Annotated in this window: 12 protein-coding genes and 1 tRNA gene; 2 read left to right on the forward strand and 11 right to left on the reverse strand. The window is 67.6% G+C overall.

Annotated features, from left to right (window positions below):
- Nucleotides 1-123 precede the first annotated feature (123 nt).
- The 6 genes from Q0O97_RS10610 to Q0O97_RS10635 all read right to left on the reverse strand — a co-directional run bounded on the left by Q0O97_RS10610 (nucleotide 124) and on the right by Q0O97_RS10635 (nucleotide 6,652).
- Entirely contained in the window at nucleotides 124-849 is a 726-nt protein-coding gene (locus tag Q0O97_RS10610; protein WP_294928558.1) for a ribonuclease activity regulator RraA, read from the reverse strand.
- A gap of 7 nt (nucleotides 850-856) precedes the next feature.
- Complete coding sequence (locus tag Q0O97_RS10615) at nucleotides 857-1,759, reverse strand: dihydrodipicolinate synthase family protein (protein WP_294928561.1); 903 nt, start codon at nucleotides 1,757-1,759, stop codon at nucleotides 857-859.
- Nucleotides 1,760-1,769: 10 nt separating this feature from the next.
- Entirely contained in the window at nucleotides 1,770-3,509 is a 1,740-nt protein-coding gene (gene araD / locus Q0O97_RS10620) for an L-arabinonate dehydratase (protein WP_294928564.1), read from the reverse strand.
- Nucleotides 3,510-3,559: 50 nt separating this feature from the next.
- A complete protein-coding gene (locus Q0O97_RS10625) occupies nucleotides 3,560-5,068 on the reverse strand; it encodes a tripartite tricarboxylate transporter permease (RefSeq protein WP_294928567.1) in 1,509 nt (502 codons plus the stop codon).
- A gap of 12 nt (nucleotides 5,069-5,080) precedes the next feature.
- Nucleotides 5,081-5,617, reverse strand: coding sequence for a tripartite tricarboxylate transporter TctB family protein (locus Q0O97_RS10630; protein WP_294928570.1), 537 nt, complete (start codon nucleotides 5,615-5,617; stop codon nucleotides 5,081-5,083).
- A 69-nt stretch (nucleotides 5,618-5,686) separates the two neighbouring features.
- Nucleotides 5,687-6,652, reverse strand: a complete 966-nt coding sequence (locus Q0O97_RS10635) for a tripartite tricarboxylate transporter substrate binding protein (RefSeq protein ID WP_294928573.1) — start codon at nucleotides 6,650-6,652, stop codon at nucleotides 5,687-5,689.
- Nucleotides 6,653-6,798: 146 nt separating this feature from the next.
- Here Q0O97_RS10635 and Q0O97_RS10640 point away from each other — a divergent pair, with 146 nt between their 5' ends.
- Both Q0O97_RS10640 and Q0O97_RS10645 read left to right on the forward strand, forming a co-directional pair.
- Nucleotides 6,799-7,542, forward strand: a complete 744-nt coding sequence (locus Q0O97_RS10640; protein ID WP_294928576.1) for a GntR family transcriptional regulator — start codon at nucleotides 6,799-6,801, stop codon at nucleotides 7,540-7,542.
- Nucleotides 7,539-8,210: a GntR family transcriptional regulator gene (locus tag Q0O97_RS10645; RefSeq protein ID WP_294928578.1), complete on the forward strand. Its 672-nt coding sequence runs from the start codon at nucleotides 7,539-7,541 to the stop codon at nucleotides 8,208-8,210. The genes Q0O97_RS10640 and Q0O97_RS10645 overlap by 4 nt, the downstream gene beginning before the upstream one ends.
- Nucleotides 8,211-8,236: 26 nt before the next feature.
- Here Q0O97_RS10645 and Q0O97_RS10650 read toward each other — a convergent pair whose 3' ends face one another.
- From Q0O97_RS10650 to Q0O97_RS10670, 5 genes are all read right to left on the reverse strand, one after another.
- The gene (locus Q0O97_RS10650) at nucleotides 8,237-9,199 is read right to left on the reverse strand and encodes a 2-hydroxyacid dehydrogenase (RefSeq protein WP_294928627.1); all 963 of its coding nucleotides are present in this window, start codon (nucleotides 9,197-9,199) and stop codon (nucleotides 8,237-8,239) included.
- Between the two features lie 143 nt (nucleotides 9,200-9,342).
- Nucleotides 9,343-9,418: transfer RNA gene (locus Q0O97_RS10655), tRNA-Thr, on the reverse strand.
- A 102-nt stretch (nucleotides 9,419-9,520) separates the two neighbouring features.
- Nucleotides 9,521-11,338 carry a heme biosynthesis HemY N-terminal domain-containing protein gene (locus Q0O97_RS10660; RefSeq protein ID WP_294928630.1) on the reverse strand — a complete coding sequence of 606 codons (1,818 nt, stop codon included), beginning with the start codon at nucleotides 11,336-11,338 and terminating at the stop codon, nucleotides 9,521-9,523.
- 10 nt (nucleotides 11,339-11,348) lie between these two features.
- Nucleotides 11,349-12,887, reverse strand: a complete 1,539-nt coding sequence (locus Q0O97_RS10665) for a hypothetical protein (protein ID WP_294928633.1) — start codon at nucleotides 12,885-12,887, stop codon at nucleotides 11,349-11,351.
- Between the two features lie 142 nt (nucleotides 12,888-13,029).
- Complete coding sequence (locus Q0O97_RS10670; protein ID WP_294928636.1) at nucleotides 13,030-13,686, reverse strand: uroporphyrinogen-III synthase; 657 nt, start codon at nucleotides 13,684-13,686, stop codon at nucleotides 13,030-13,032.
- Nucleotides 13,687-13,691 lie beyond the last annotated feature (5 nt).

Raw genomic sequence — 13,691 nt, forward strand, 5'->3', positions numbered from 1 at the left:
GGGCAGCACCGCCCACCCAGTCGCCTGCGATCAGATGCTTGCCATGTGGGGTGAAAGGCATGAAGGGATCCTTTTTTCCGTAATGGTAAGAGACGGCCACACCGGGGCCGCCTTTGCAAGGGGTCAGCGGCCGGTGCGGTCGCGCCAGTCCTGGTATTTCGCCAGGTTCTCGTCCCTGGTGGCGGGATAGAGCCCGATGATCGGCGCGCCTGCCTGCACCTCTTCCAGAACGAAATCCTCGAAGCTTTCCATGCCGGTGCATTCCTCGGCGATCTCATCGGCCAGATGCGCGGGGATCACCATCACCCCGTCCTTGTCGCCCACCATCACATCGCCCGGAAAGACCGGCGCATCGCCGCAGGAAATCGGCACGTTGATGTCCAGCGCCTCGTGATGGGTCAGGTTGGTGGGGGCCGAGGGTTTCGCGAAATAGGCGGGCATGTCCAGCTTGCCGATCCCTTCGGCGTCGCGCATCCCCGCATCCGTCACCACGCCCGCCGCGCCGCGGATCGCCAGCCGGGTGATCAGGATCGAGCCAGCCGTCGCCGCGCGGGCATCCTTGCGGCCATCCATGACCAGCACATGGCCCGCGGGGCAGGTCTCGACGGCGACGCGCTGCGGGTGGTCGGCGTTGCGGAAGGCGGTGATCGGGTTGCGGTCCTCGCGCGCGGGGATGTAGCGCAGGGTAAAGGCCGGGCCGACCATGTTTTCATCCTTGGGCGCGACCGGGACGACGCCCTGGATGAACTGGTTGCGCAGGCCGCGCTTGAACAGCGCCGTCGCGATCGAGGCGGTCGAGACCTTCTTCAGCCTGGCGCGGGTTTCGTCGGAAAGGATGGGGGTGTTCATCTGGGCCTCACTTGAGAACATTGGTTTTCAGGAAAATGTCCAGCCGTTCCTGCTGCGACGGGTTCAGCGGCCAGGCCGAAGGGGGGCGGGTCGGACCGCAATCCAGCCCCATACCGATGAGCGCGGCCTTGACGCCGGTGACATTGGCGCCGTTCATTTCCTCGGCGCGGATATCCTCGAAGACGCGCATCTGCGCGATCAGGGCATTGGCCCCGGCGTAATTGCTTGCCTCCAGCGCGGCATGGATCGCCACCGACATTTCCGGCCAGACATTGATCAGCCCCGAGGTGAAGCCGCGCGCACCGACGGCGTAAAGCGCGGGCGCCCAGACCTCGGCCAGCCCGCCGACCCAGGTGATCGCGGGATCGGAGGCGGCGATGGCCTCGGCCAGCCTCATGGGGTTGGGCGTCGCCCATTTGACGCCGCGCACCGTGGGCAGGGACACCAGATCGACGATGGCCTGCGTCCCGATGGCGTCGTTGCGCAGATAGACCATCATCGGCAGCCCACCCGAGGCATCCGCCACCGCCTTGAGGTAATCGACGATGCCGCGCGGGGCCACGAAGGGATCGGGCGGCTGGTGGACCATCAGCGCCGCCGCCCCCGCATCCGCCGAGGCGCGGGCCAGCCGTTGCGCGTCGCGGATGCCCCGCCCGACACCCGCCAAGAGCGGCGCACGACCGGCGACCAGACCAGCCACCTCTTGCACCATCGTCACGGCCTCATCGGTGGTCAGGGCGTAGAATTCGCCGGTATTGCCGTTCACGACCGGCATATGCACCCCTGCCCCAAGCGCGCGGTCCAGAATGGGGGCAAGGCGCGCGGGCGCGATTTCCCCGTCGCTGTCATAGGGCGTCACAAGGATGCCCGAGATACCGCCCAATGCCTTGCCAAGAATGTCGTCCGTCATGGTCCCGCCCTCAGAAAATGTCAGGTTCGCCGGCAGCACGACCGAAATCGCGCTGAAGGAAATCGAAATCGCAGCCGGTATCGGCCTGCGTCACGTGGTTCGAGAACATCCAGCCCCAGCCCCGTTCAAAGCGCGGCTCGGGCGGCTGCCATGCCGCGCGGCGGCGGGCGATCTCGGCCTCGTCCACCAGCATGTCCAGCCGCCGCAACGGCAGGTCCAGCCGCACGGTGTCGCCGGTGCGCAGCAGTGCCAGCGGCCCGCCGACATAGGATTCGGGCGCGACATGCAGCACGCAGGCCCCGTAAGAGGTGCCCGACATCCGCGCGTCGGAAATGCGCAGCATGTCGCGATGGCCCTGCCGGATCAGCGCCTTCGGGATCGGCAGCATCCCCCATTCGGGAAAGCCCGGCCCGCCAAGCGGCCCGGCATTGCGCAGCACCAGCACGTGATCGGGCGTCACGTCCAGGTTTTCGTCGTCGATGGCCGCCTTCATCTCGGGGTAGCTGTCAAAGACGAGCGCGGGGCCTTCGTGGGCATGGAACTTCGGATCGCAGGCCGCGGGCTTGATGACCGCACCGTCGGGGCAGAGGTTGCCGCGCAAGACCGCAAGCGAACCTTCCTGGTAGACCGGGTTCGACAGCGGCCGGATCACGTCGTCGTTCCAGACCTTCGCCCCTTCCAGGTTCTCGCCCATCGTCCGGCCGGTCACGGTCATGCAGGACAAATCCAGCCGGTCGCGCAACTGCGCCATCAGGGCGCGCAGCCCGCCCGCATAATGGAAGTCCTCCATCAGGTAATCCTTGCCCGAGGGGCGGACATTGGCGATCAGCGGCGTCACGCGGCCAAGTTCGTCCAGCGTGTCCAGCGACAGATCGACACCCGCACGGCGCGCCATCGCCACCAGATGCACGACGGCATTGGTCGAACAGCCCGTGGCCATCGCGACGATGGCGGCGTTGCGGACGGATGCCCCGGTCACGATCTTGTCGGGGGTCAGGTCCTCCCAGACCATATCGACCACGCGGCGGCCACAGTCCGCGCTCATCCTCTGGTGGCCGGAATCGACGGCGGGGATCGAGGATGCGCCGGGCAGCGTCAGCCCCATCGCGTCGGCGATGGCGGTCATGGTGCTGGCCGTGCCCATCGTCATGCACACCCCTGCCGAGCGCGCGATGCCGCCTTGCAGGCCTTCCCATTCCTTTTCGTCGATATTGCCCGCGCGGCGTTCGTCCCAGTATTTCCACGCATCCGACCCCGAACCCAGATGCTGGCCGCGATAGTTGCCGCGCAGCATCGGCCCGGCGGGCAGGTAGATCATCGGCACCCCCGCCGTAATCGCGCCCATGACCAGCCCCGGCGTGGTCTTGTCGCAGCCGCCCATCAGCACCACCCCGTCGAAGGGGTGCGAGCGGATCATCTCTTCGACTTCCATCGCAAGCATGTTGCGGTAAAGCATCGAGGTGGGCTTGGTGAAGCTTTCATCCACCGAAAGCGAGGGCATCTCGACCGCGAATCCGCCTGCCATCTGGACGCCGCGCTTGACGTCCTTGGCCCGTTCGCGGAAATGCGAATGGCACGAGTTCATCTCGGACCAGGTGTTGAGGATACCGATAAGCGGGCGGCCCATGAATTCCTCGGGGGAATAGCCAAGCTGCATCATGCGCGAGCGGTGGCCGAAACTGCGCAGGTCATCGGGCGCAAACCAGCGGGCCGAACGCAGTTGGGACGGGTCTTTGCGAACAGGTGTCATCTTGTCTCCGTTGGGTCGGCCCGCCACCGATGCGGCGGGCTGGTCTGCCGTCAGTTGCTGGTTTGAAGTTGCCGCCTGCGCATGCCCGACCAGATCTGCCAGGCGATCGAAAGCGCGGCCAGCGCAAGGAAGGCCCCGGAAATCGGGTTTGTCAGGAAGCCGGTGAATTCGCCCTGCGACAGTTGCAGCCCGCGCCGGAAGTTCGTCTCCGCCATCGGGCCAAGGATGAAGCCGATGATGAAGGGCGCGGTCGGGATGCCCGCCTTGACGAAACCATAGCCCAGGATGCCGAAGCCCAGCACCGTCCAGATGTCGAAGGTGCGGCTGGCAAGGCCGAAGGCCCCAACGGCGCACAGCACAAGGATCATCGGCAGCAGGATATGGCGCGGAATGGCCAGCAGCCTGACGAAGATGCGCAGCCCGTAGAATTCCACGATCAGCATCACCACGGCCGAAATCGTCAGCGCGGCAAAGATCGTGTAGACCAGTGGGGCCTGCGTCACGAACAGCATCGGGCCGGGCTGGATGCCGTGCATCATCAACCCGCCCAGCAGGATCGCCGTCACCGCATCGCCGGGAATGCCCAGCGTCAGCAGCGGGATCATCGCGCCGCCGATCCCGGCGTTGTTGGCGGATTCGGGGGCGACGACACCTTCCAGCGCGCCCTTCCCAAATTTCTCGGGCGTCTTCGACCGCGAGCGGGCGGCGATATAGGCCAGGATGTTCGAGGTGCCCGCGCCGATCCCCGGAAGGATGCCGATCACGATGCCGATGACCGAGGAACGGAAGGCGTTGGGGATCTGCTCGAAGAATTCCTTCATGCTGAAGCCGAAGCCCTTCACGCCCTTCATGACGGGGGCCATGATCTTGATGTTGCTGCCCGCGCGTCCGCCCTCGGCCACCTTGATGACCTCGGCGATGGCGAACATGCCGACCAGCACCGCAAGGATCGAGAAACCGGAATTCAGCTCGACCATGCCGAAGGTAAAGCGGCGGGTCGCATCGACCGGCGCGATTCCCACGGTCGAGACGGCAAAGCCCACCAGCCCCGAAAAGATGCCCGTCGTCATCGAACCCGACGAAAGCGTCGCGATCAGCGTCAGCGAAAAGATCGCGATGGCGAAATATTCATGCGGCCCGAAGGACAGCGCCACGCGCGCCAGCGTCGGCGCGATAAAGACAAGCGCGATGATCGACAGGATCGTCCCGATGAAGGAAAAGACGATCCCCGCGCCCAGGGCCTTCACCCCCTCGCCCTTTTCCATCATCGGGCCGCCGTCGAAGGTGGTGGCGATGGATGAGGGCGTTCCGGGTATCTTGAGCAGGATCGCCGCGATAAGCCCGCCCGAGGTCGCGCCCACGAAAAGCGCGACAAGCAGCGACATGCCCGCGGCGGGCGACATGCCGTAGGTCATGGGCAGGCACAGCGCGATGGCCATCACGGCGGTCAGGCCGGGAATGGACCCGAAGATGATGCCCACGACGACGCCCAGAAGGATCAGCAGCAGCATCTGCGGCTGGATCGCGGCAAGAAGGCCGGCGGCAAAAAGATCTACCATTGCTTGCTCTCCTTACAGGAACGGGGCCAGCGGACCCGCTGGCAGCATCAGGCTGAAGCCGTAGCGGAACAGGAAGAAGATCGCGGCCGAGACCACCGCCGCCAGCACCGCCAGCCCCAGCCACGGCACGGGCCGGTCCGAAGGGCTGAGCAGCGCGAACTGCGCGAACAGGTAGATCGCGGCGGCAAAGACGAAACCGATGGGCCGCATCAGCAGCACGAAAAGCCCGATCAGCAGCAGCGACAGGACGACGCTGAGGTAGTCCGGCGCGCCCTCGCCGACCGGCGCATCCTCGTCATCGGCGGCGGCGCGGGCCTGCTCGACGATGTCGTCGCTGACCGGCTGCGGGGCCGCGGCGGCGGGGTGGTGCCGGTGCTGGAACATGTGGATCGCCCCCAGCAGGATCATTCCGACCGCAAGCAGCGTCGGAAAGAAGCCGGCGTCCACGCCGCCGGGACCCGGCACACGGGTTGCGAGAAGAAAATAGACAAGGCCCGTCAGCAGCATGGCCGCGCCGACCACAAGGCCCTTCGTTCTGGAATTTGCCATGATTGTTCGCCTGTCGGAAAATTCGCGGATCATGCGTCCGAACGGGCCGGACGCATGATGGCCTGAAACTCAGCGCGAAGATTGCAGCGCGTCGCGATACTGCATGTAATTTTCGCGGATCGCCCCCAGCAATTCGAGCGATTCCGAATGCCCGTAGGACAGCACGGGTTGGCGGAAGCCCTGTTCCAGATCCGAGGCATATTCCGGGATCTGGGAAATCTCGGCTGAAATTTCCGCCATGCGCTCGACGATCGCCTGGTCGGTGCCTTTCGGGAAGGCGATGATATAGGGGTTGTTCATCACGAAATCGATGCCCTGCTCGGTGAAGGTGGGTATGTCCCCCAAGAGCGGGTTGCGTTCCGCATTGGGCTGACCCAGCACCGCCATCTGCCCGGCTTCGTGATAGTCCTGGATCGCCCCGTAGGCGATGCCCGCGACCTGGATGCGCCCACCCAGCAGCGAGGTGATCTTTTCGGCGGCCGAGCCGGTATCGACCAGCCGCATCTCGGCCCCGGTCTCATTCATCAGCAACAGGCCTTGCAGGTGGGAATAGCCGCCGAATTCGGTGCCGAAGATCACCGCATCCGGGTCCTCGCCCGTGCGTTCCAGCAGGTCGTCGACCGTCTCGATCCCGGATTGCGCGCTGGTGACGAAGACCGCGCCCTGATCCACCGCCGGGACGCAACAGATCTCGAAATCGTCGATGCCGTAATCGGCCAGGCCCGAAACCTCGGTCACGATCAGGTGGCCGGTATGGCCGAACAGAACCGTCGCGCCATCGGGGGCGGCATCGCGCACCGCGCTGGTCGCGATCGTCGCGCCGCCGCCGGGCATGTTGGTGATGACCATCGAAACGCCGGTCACCTGCTCGAAATAGCGCGCAAAGGTGCGGGCGTTGAAATCGGTGTCGCCGCCGGGGCTGGCGCCGATGATGACGTTGACCGTCTGGTTCGGCCAGTCCACCTGGGCAAAACCCGCCCCCGTCATGGCGGTGATGGCCGCAGCCGAAAACAGCAATGTCCTGATCGCACTCATTTAGGCTCTCCTCCCTGTTCGAGTCGCATGGCTTGAAATGCGCATGTTTGGCGCACTAATATATTTGTGCGTCACATACAACATAAATCTACACCGCTGGCCTTGCGGGCGTGGGCGGTGTATCGGGTCTGCCGGGGATATTGAGCATGCAACACCTTCGCCGACGCCGGTCCCGTTCGGACAGTATCTATGCCGACCTGCGCCGTCGGATTCTTTCGCTTGGGCTGCCGCCGGGAACGATCCTGAACGACCGCGAGCTGTCCGAACGATACGGCACCAGCCGCACCCCGGTGCGCGATGCGGTCCAGCAGCTTGCCAAGGAGGGCCTTGTCCATGTCGCGCCCCAGTTCGCGACCTTCGTCACGCCCTTCGACCCGGTGGCGGTGCGGCAGGCGCATTTCCTGCGCATCAACCTGGAAACGCCCCTGATCCAGCGGCTTTGCACGCGCGAGGCGCCTGACCTCACCCCTGCCCGCCGGTTGATCGCGCGTCAGCGGCTGGCGCTGGAAGGGGATGATTTCCTTGGCTTCCTCGAACTCGACGATGCATTCCACCACGCGCTTTTCGAGTTGGAGGACATGGGTGGGATCTGGATGCTGATCCAGGGCCGCAAGGCGCAACTGGACCGGCTGCGCTACCTGCTGGCCATCGAACACGGGCAGGTGTTCCATCCGATCGAACAGCACGGCGCGATCCTTGACGCGATCGAGACGCAGGACGCCCACGCCGCGACCGAGGTGCTGCAAGCCCATGTCTCCGGCTCGGTCCAGCGTGTCGACACGATGGCGGCGCAGCACCCGGACCTGTTTCGCTGGCCCGCCACCCGCGAACTGGCCCGCAGCAGCGGGCGCGCGCCCGGCGCGAAAGACCAGCGGGTGGGCGACGGATGAGAAACCCGAAACGATTCGAGACCCCTGATGGCGAGATCCGCGCGGATCTGCGCCGCCGCATCATCGCGCTTGAACTGCCCCCCGGCACGGCGCTGTCGCGGCAGCAGTTGCAGGAACGATACGCCCTCAGTTCGACCCCGATTCGCGATGCCCTACTTCAATTGCAGGAAGAGGGGCTGGTCGTCGTCCAGCCCCAGTCGCGCACCCTCGTCACCCTGATCGACGGCGAGCAGGCCCGGCAGGCGCATTTCCTGCGCAGCACCATCGAGCGAGAGATCGCGATCCGCCTGGCACGGACCGCCGGGCCGGAACTGCACGTCACGCTCGACCGCCTGATCCGCCTGCAAGAGGAAGTCGCGGGCCATGACCTGGACCTCTTCGCCCAACTGGACCGCGAATTCCACCAAGAGCTTTTCATCGCGGCGGGGCTGGAACATGTGCATGACGCGATCAGGCGCGAAAGCATCCACATAGACCGGATACGCACCCTGCACCTGCCGATGGGCGACAAGTCCGCCCGTATCCTGGAAGATCACCGCCGCATCGCCAGGGCGCTGCGCGCGGGTTCAGCCGAACAGGCGGGCGCGGCCATGACGCAGCACCTGTCGCAATCCATCGGCATGGCGGCGGAACTGCGCAAGCTGCACCCGGATTATTTCCTGGCCTGACCGCGGCGCCTGTGCCGGGCCGCCCGTCAAAGATAGCGCGACAAATCCACCGGCGTGACCAGTGGCCTGCCCGCGAAATAGGCATCCAGGTTGTCCACCATCAGTTGCGCCATCGCGTCGCGCGTTTCGACCGTGCCCGAGGCATGATGCGGAAACAGCGTCACGTTTGACAGGGCGGCAAGGCGCGGATCGGGATCGGGTTCGTGCGCATAGACATCCAGCGCCGCCGCACCCAGGCGGCCATCCGAAAGCGCCGCGATCAGGGCGGGTTCGTCGATCACCGACCCGCGCGCCACATTGACCAGCAGCCCCTCGGGACCAAGCGCCTCGATCACCCTGGCCGAGATCAGCCCCCGTGTTTCGGGACCACCGGCAACGGCGATCACCAGGTTGTCGCTGTTGCGCGCCAGGGCGGTCAGGTCGGGATGATACGACCAGGGGACATCCCGCGGACGGCGGTTCCAGTAGCCGATCTTCATGCCGAAACCCGCCGCGCGCGATGCGATGGCCTGCCCGATGGCCCCCATGCCGACGATGCCCAGGCTGCGGCCGCCGATCGTGCGCTGCAACGGGAACATGCCGTTCCGCCCCCACCCGCCCGAGCGGACATAGGCATCGGCGCTGACCAGGCTGCGCCGCGCCGCCAGCATGAGCATGATCGCCGCATCCGCCACATCGCCGCAAAGCGCGGCCGAGGTATTGGTCAGGGCGATGTTCCGCCCGGCCAGGGCGGCGATATCGAATGCCTCGAAACCCGCCGAGGAACAGGCGACGATCCCCAGGTCCGGCATCGCCTCGAGCATCCGCCGGGTGACGGGGATATGGCCGCTGGTGGCCACAGCCCGGCATTTCGGACCATGTTCCGCCATGAACCCTTCCTTGTCAGGGGCGAGGTCCCAGCGATGCACCCTGTAGCTTGCCCTCAACCGCGCCATCGCCACGGGTCGCGGCGGGCAGAGCATCATCAGGTCGGGCGTCAAGGTCATCATTGCTTACTCGTCGAGATCCGGCATCGGTCACGGCCCGGCGGCTTCGAGCGACAGGCCGGGCAGCGCGGCCTGCCAGGTGGGCATACCCGTCAGCCATCCCGGCCAGATGCCTGCATTTCGGGAAAGCCCGTATTTCGGGAAACTGGTGCCGCAGAAGGGACTCGAACCCCCGACCCCATCATTACGAATGACGTGCTCTACCAGCTGAGCTACTGCGGCAAGCGGCCCCTGTTTCGGGTGCGCGCCGCGCCGGATAGCAGGTTCCGGCGCGGGTGAAAAGGGGGCCGGGCGTTTTTTTCGCCAGCCCCCTCGACCGCCCGGTCAATCGTCCCCGATCGGCTCGACATCGGGGCGGACGGGCACGATGTCCTTGTCCGACACGATCTGCGCACCCTGCGCCCCACCGACGGGCGCGGCGGGCCGGGATTCGGACGGCTTCGCCTTGTCGGACCGGGCTTCGGCCTTCGGTTCGCCCGCCGGCGGCGCGGCGGGCTGCGGCTTCGCAACCGGCTGGGGTGCGGGTTTCGGGGTTTCGGGTTCAGGCTCTTTCACCGGTTCGGGGTCGGTGACGGTCATCACCGGCTCGGGCGGTTCGGGCCGGGTGGGCGCGTAATCGGATTCGCGCGGCACCATGCCGGGGGCGACGTTGGGGGTATCCTCGACCGGCGCGGGGGCCGCGTCCCGGGGCGCGGCGTCCGGGCTGCGGGGCGGCACCGGGACGATGGGCGCTTCCGAGACATGACCCGGCCCCGTCTTGCCCCCCACCAGCAGCGGCAGCATCTCGGCCCCGTTGGGCGAGGTATAGGCGGTGCTGTGGACCCCCTCGGGTTCGCGCCAGGTCAGCGTGTCGAAGCCGCCGCAACTGTCGCAGACGGGCGCCCATTGGGCCATGACGTTGTGGCACTTGTCGCAGACCCATTGCGGGCCGCGGCTTGCGGTCATGGCGCGGGTCAGCCAGCCGCGCACGACGGCATCGTCGGCGCCCTCGCCCCGCTCGATCGCAGCCATGATCGACAGGGTGCGCGTGGTCGGATGCTTTTGCGCCAGGTCGCCAAGCGCGCGGCGGGCGCCGGGGAAATCCTCGGCGGCCAGCAGCAGTTCGGCGCGCAGAAGGCGGGTTTCCTCGTGATCGGGGTTCTGCCGCATCAGGTTGTCGAAGCGGCGCAGGCGCGCGGCGGGGGTCTCGTCCGGGACGATTTCCGCATAGGCGGCGGCGACGTCGGGATGGGGCCTGACGGACCACGTCTTTTGCAGCACGCGGCTGGCGTGGCGGGTGTCGCCCTTGGCCATGTAGCTGCGCGCGGCCAGAACCGCCGCCGGGATCAGGTCGGGGCTTGCGCGATTGGCCGAGATCGCAGCCTCGCGCGCGCTGATCGAGTTTTCCTTGGCCAGCACCTCGCTTGCCTCTTGCAGGGCCAGCACGGCGTCGCGGCGGATCACCACGTCCTGCGGCAGTTGCCCCTGCTTGCGCTTGTCCTTGAGAACCGAGCGCGCGCCCTTCCAGTCGCCCTGGCGGGTTTGCAACTGCAACAGCATGTCCTGCACTTCCTGGTGGCGGGGCTTGAGCGCATAGGCCTTTTGCGCCAGCTTCAGCGCGGTGGCGGTGTCGCCCTCGGCCAGCTTCTGGCGCATCAGTCCGCGCACCGCCAGAAAGCGGGTGCGGTCGTCGGACAGCAGGCGGCGATAGACCTCGGTCGCCCTTGCGCCGTCGCCGGTCAGTTCGGCGGCCTGCGCGGCCAGCACGTCGGTCAGATGCGGCTCGCGCAGGTATTTCGCGGCCTTGTGCGCCTTGTCCTGCGCCAGCCGCCCCTCGCCCGAGGCGATGGCCAGCATCCCCTCGGCCAGCGCCTTGTAGCCCTTGCGCTCGCGCGAGCGGGCGAAATAGCGGTTGATCGCGGTTTCGTCCCCCGCAACGAAGCGCAGCGTGGCAAACAGCAGGCCCAGCAGCCGGATGACGATCCAGACCAGCACCAGCGCCAGCACAAGGACGATGAACAGTTGGACCGGACCCAGCGTGTATTCGACGCCGTCATAGACCAGACGAAGCGGCTGCCCGGTTTCGGACAACTGCATGGCACCCAGCGTGATCGCAAGGACAACCGCGAAGAACAGCAGGATCTTCAGCAAAGACAGCAACATCTGGCAACCCTTACTTGACGCTGCGGGACAGGTCGGCGATCGCGGCGCGGGCATCCACCCAACGCCGGGCGCTTTCGGTCCAGGCGGACATGGCATCCTGACCGGCGGGGGGCAGGGTCTCGATCTCGGCCAGCGCGGCCTGGATGTCGCCGCCCCGCACCTGGGCCGCGGCACGCGACAGGACGGCGTCGGGATCGCCCCCCTCTCGCGGTTCGACCGAGCGGGCGCCGGTCTGGACGCGCAGGAAGTTCCCGATGGCGCCCAGCGTATCCTCGCCCGCCGCATCCTCGCGCAGCGCGGCATGCAGCCCGGCGCGCGCCGCGTCGTCGAAGTCGCGTTGCAGATAGGGCAGCGAGGGCAGGTCGGCCGAGATCGCCGCAGGCAGTTCGACCCCCGCGGCCTGCAACTCGGCAATGCCCCCTTGCAGGCTGCCACCCGATTCGAGGGCGGCCTGCAACCCGGCGGCGATGGTCGCGACGCTGGCGCGGCGGGCGATCTGTTCGGTTTGCTCGCGAACGCGGTCGGCCTCGGCCTGCGCCTCGGCAAGGCGCTGCTCGGCGGATTGGGCAGCGGCCTCGACCTCTTGCTGCACCTGGGCGAGGCGGCCGGACAGGGACTGGACCTCGGCCAGCGCATCGGGGTCGATGGCGGGCTGCGCGCCCAGTTCGGCAAAGCGGTTTTCATGCGCCTCGACCTGACCGCGCAGATCGGCCAGCGCGGCTTGCAGCGACCCAAGCGCCGCCGGATCGGCGGCAGGGCCGGCTTGGGAAGGCTGGTCCAGCCCGGCGGTCGAAGGCGACGGCGCAGGCTGCGGCTGCGTGGAAAGGCCCGCGACACGTTCATCCAGCGCGGCAAGGCGATCGGCCTGCTGGGCCAGCGCCTGTTCCAGCGCGGCAAGGTCGGGGGCATCCTGATCCGCGGGTGTTTCGGGGGCCGGCGTATCGGGGGCGGGCGCTTCGGCCAGCACGGCGCGGGCGGCCTCGAATCCCGCGGCGGTCGCGGCCTCGGTCGCGCTTTGCAGGATGTCGTCGCGCGCGGATTGCACCTCGGCCCGCGCGGCTTGCGTGGCGGCTTCGCGGGCGGCTTGCACGTCGGCTTCGCCATTTTCGGGGACGGCTGCGGGAACGGGCTGCCATGCGGGCGGCAGATGCGGGACCGCCCAATAGGTCGCGGCAGCGCCAAGACCGGCAGCCACGACGCCGCCCAGGAAGGTGGGCATGAACCCGGCCTTGCGCACGACCACGCGCGGCTCGGGGAGCTCGGGCGGGGTTGCGGCGGATGCGGGCGGGGGCGTCGCGGGGCGGGCGTCGGGCGCCGCATCGGGTTTCGCGACCGTGGCCGGGCCTGTCACCGGGATCGAGGACGGCTTTTCCCCCTCATCCGCCTTGCGGCTGGCGGCGGGGCGGGCCGAATCCCCGTCCTTGCCCACCAGCGACGATTCGATGGCAGGCCTGGGATCGGCTGGCTTGCCCTGCGCCTCCGGCTGATACGGCTGGTTCGGCAGGACCTCACCGACCGCGGCGGCGTCCTTGCGGGGGGTCGATTTCACCCGCGGTTTGCTTGCGCTGGTCGGATCTTTTGGCTTTGTCACGATCATTTCCCCGTTGTCTGGCAGCTGCGCACAGGACCGGAATCCACCCGTGCCAAGGGTTACTGTAGTCGGCAGCCCGCACCGTCTCAACCCGCAGCGGTCAGGAATGTTGCGCGGCCATGACTTGGGCCAGCCCCGCCAGCATCCCTTCGGCATCGGGTGTGGGCGCGACGGCCATGCGCGCCGCCGGGCCGTCCCACGCGCCCGCCGCCGCCGCGCTGATCGGCACCACCCATAGGGCCGCGCGCGCACCCTGCACCTGCGCCGACAAAAGCCGCGCCGAGCGGGGCGAGAACAACGGGACCATCACCGGCCCCCCGCCCGCCAGCGCGGCCCGCGCGCGGTCGTTCAGCGCCACGGGTTGCTGGTCGTAGACGGCCACGCCCTCGACCGGCAGCGCGCGCGCGATATGGCGGCCATGCGGATGCAGCCAGCCGGGAGGCAGGTCCTTCAGCATCGGTTCCAGCCGGATCGCGTCGCCGGGACCGGTAATGGCGTCGAAGCCCGCCGCCCGCGCGACCGCGGCGCTGTGCGGGCCGACGCAGATCGCCGGACGGCCCCGCCCCGGCCCGGCAAAGGGCACCGCATTTTCCGAGGTAAAGACCAGCCCCGGCGCATCCGCCAGCGCCGCGCCGTCATGGGGCAGCGCCTCGATCCGCAGGATGGGCGAGATCACGACCTCGGCCCCAAGCGCCTCGGCCTGCCGGGCAAAGCGGAGCGAGGCAGGTTCGGGGCGGGTCAACAGAAGCAGCGGCATGGCCT

Origin of the sequence: uncultured Paracoccus sp., assembly GCF_945915435.1 — a bacterium.
Lineage (GTDB): Bacteria > Pseudomonadota > Alphaproteobacteria > Rhodobacterales > Rhodobacteraceae > Paracoccus.

Coding starts and splice junctions, on each gene's coding strand:
- Q0O97_RS10635 (WP_294928573.1), bottom strand. CDS start 6,652: ATGAGTGCGATCAGGACATTGCTGTTTTCGGCTGCGGCCATCACCGCC.
- Q0O97_RS10645 (WP_294928578.1), top strand. CDS start 7,539: ATGAGAAACCCGAAACGATTCGAGACCCCTGATGGCGAGATCCGCGCG.
- Q0O97_RS10630 (WP_294928570.1), bottom strand. CDS start 5,617: ATGGCAAATTCCAGAACGAAGGGCCTTGTGGTCGGCGCGGCCATGCTG.
- Q0O97_RS10625 (WP_294928567.1), bottom strand. CDS start 5,068: ATGGTAGATCTTTTTGCCGCCGGCCTTCTTGCCGCGATCCAGCCGCAG.
- Q0O97_RS10610 (WP_294928558.1), bottom strand. CDS start 849: ATGAACACCCCCATCCTTTCCGACGAAACCCGCGCCAGGCTGAAGAAG.
- Q0O97_RS10650 (WP_294928627.1), bottom strand. CDS start 9,199: ATGATGACCTTGACGCCCGACCTGATGATGCTCTGCCCGCCGCGACCC.
- Q0O97_RS10660 (WP_294928630.1), bottom strand. CDS start 11,338: ATGTTGCTGTCTTTGCTGAAGATCCTGCTGTTCTTCGCGGTTGTCCTT.
- Q0O97_RS10670 (WP_294928636.1), bottom strand. CDS start 13,686: ATGCCGCTGCTTCTGTTGACCCGCCCCGAACCTGCCTCGCTCCGCTTT.
- araD (WP_294928564.1), bottom strand. CDS start 3,509: ATGACACCTGTTCGCAAAGACCCGTCCCAACTGCGTTCGGCCCGCTGG.
- Q0O97_RS10615 (WP_294928561.1), bottom strand. CDS start 1,759: ATGACGGACGACATTCTTGGCAAGGCATTGGGCGGTATCTCGGGCATC.
- Q0O97_RS10640 (WP_294928576.1), top strand. CDS start 6,799: ATGCAACACCTTCGCCGACGCCGGTCCCGTTCGGACAGTATCTATGCC.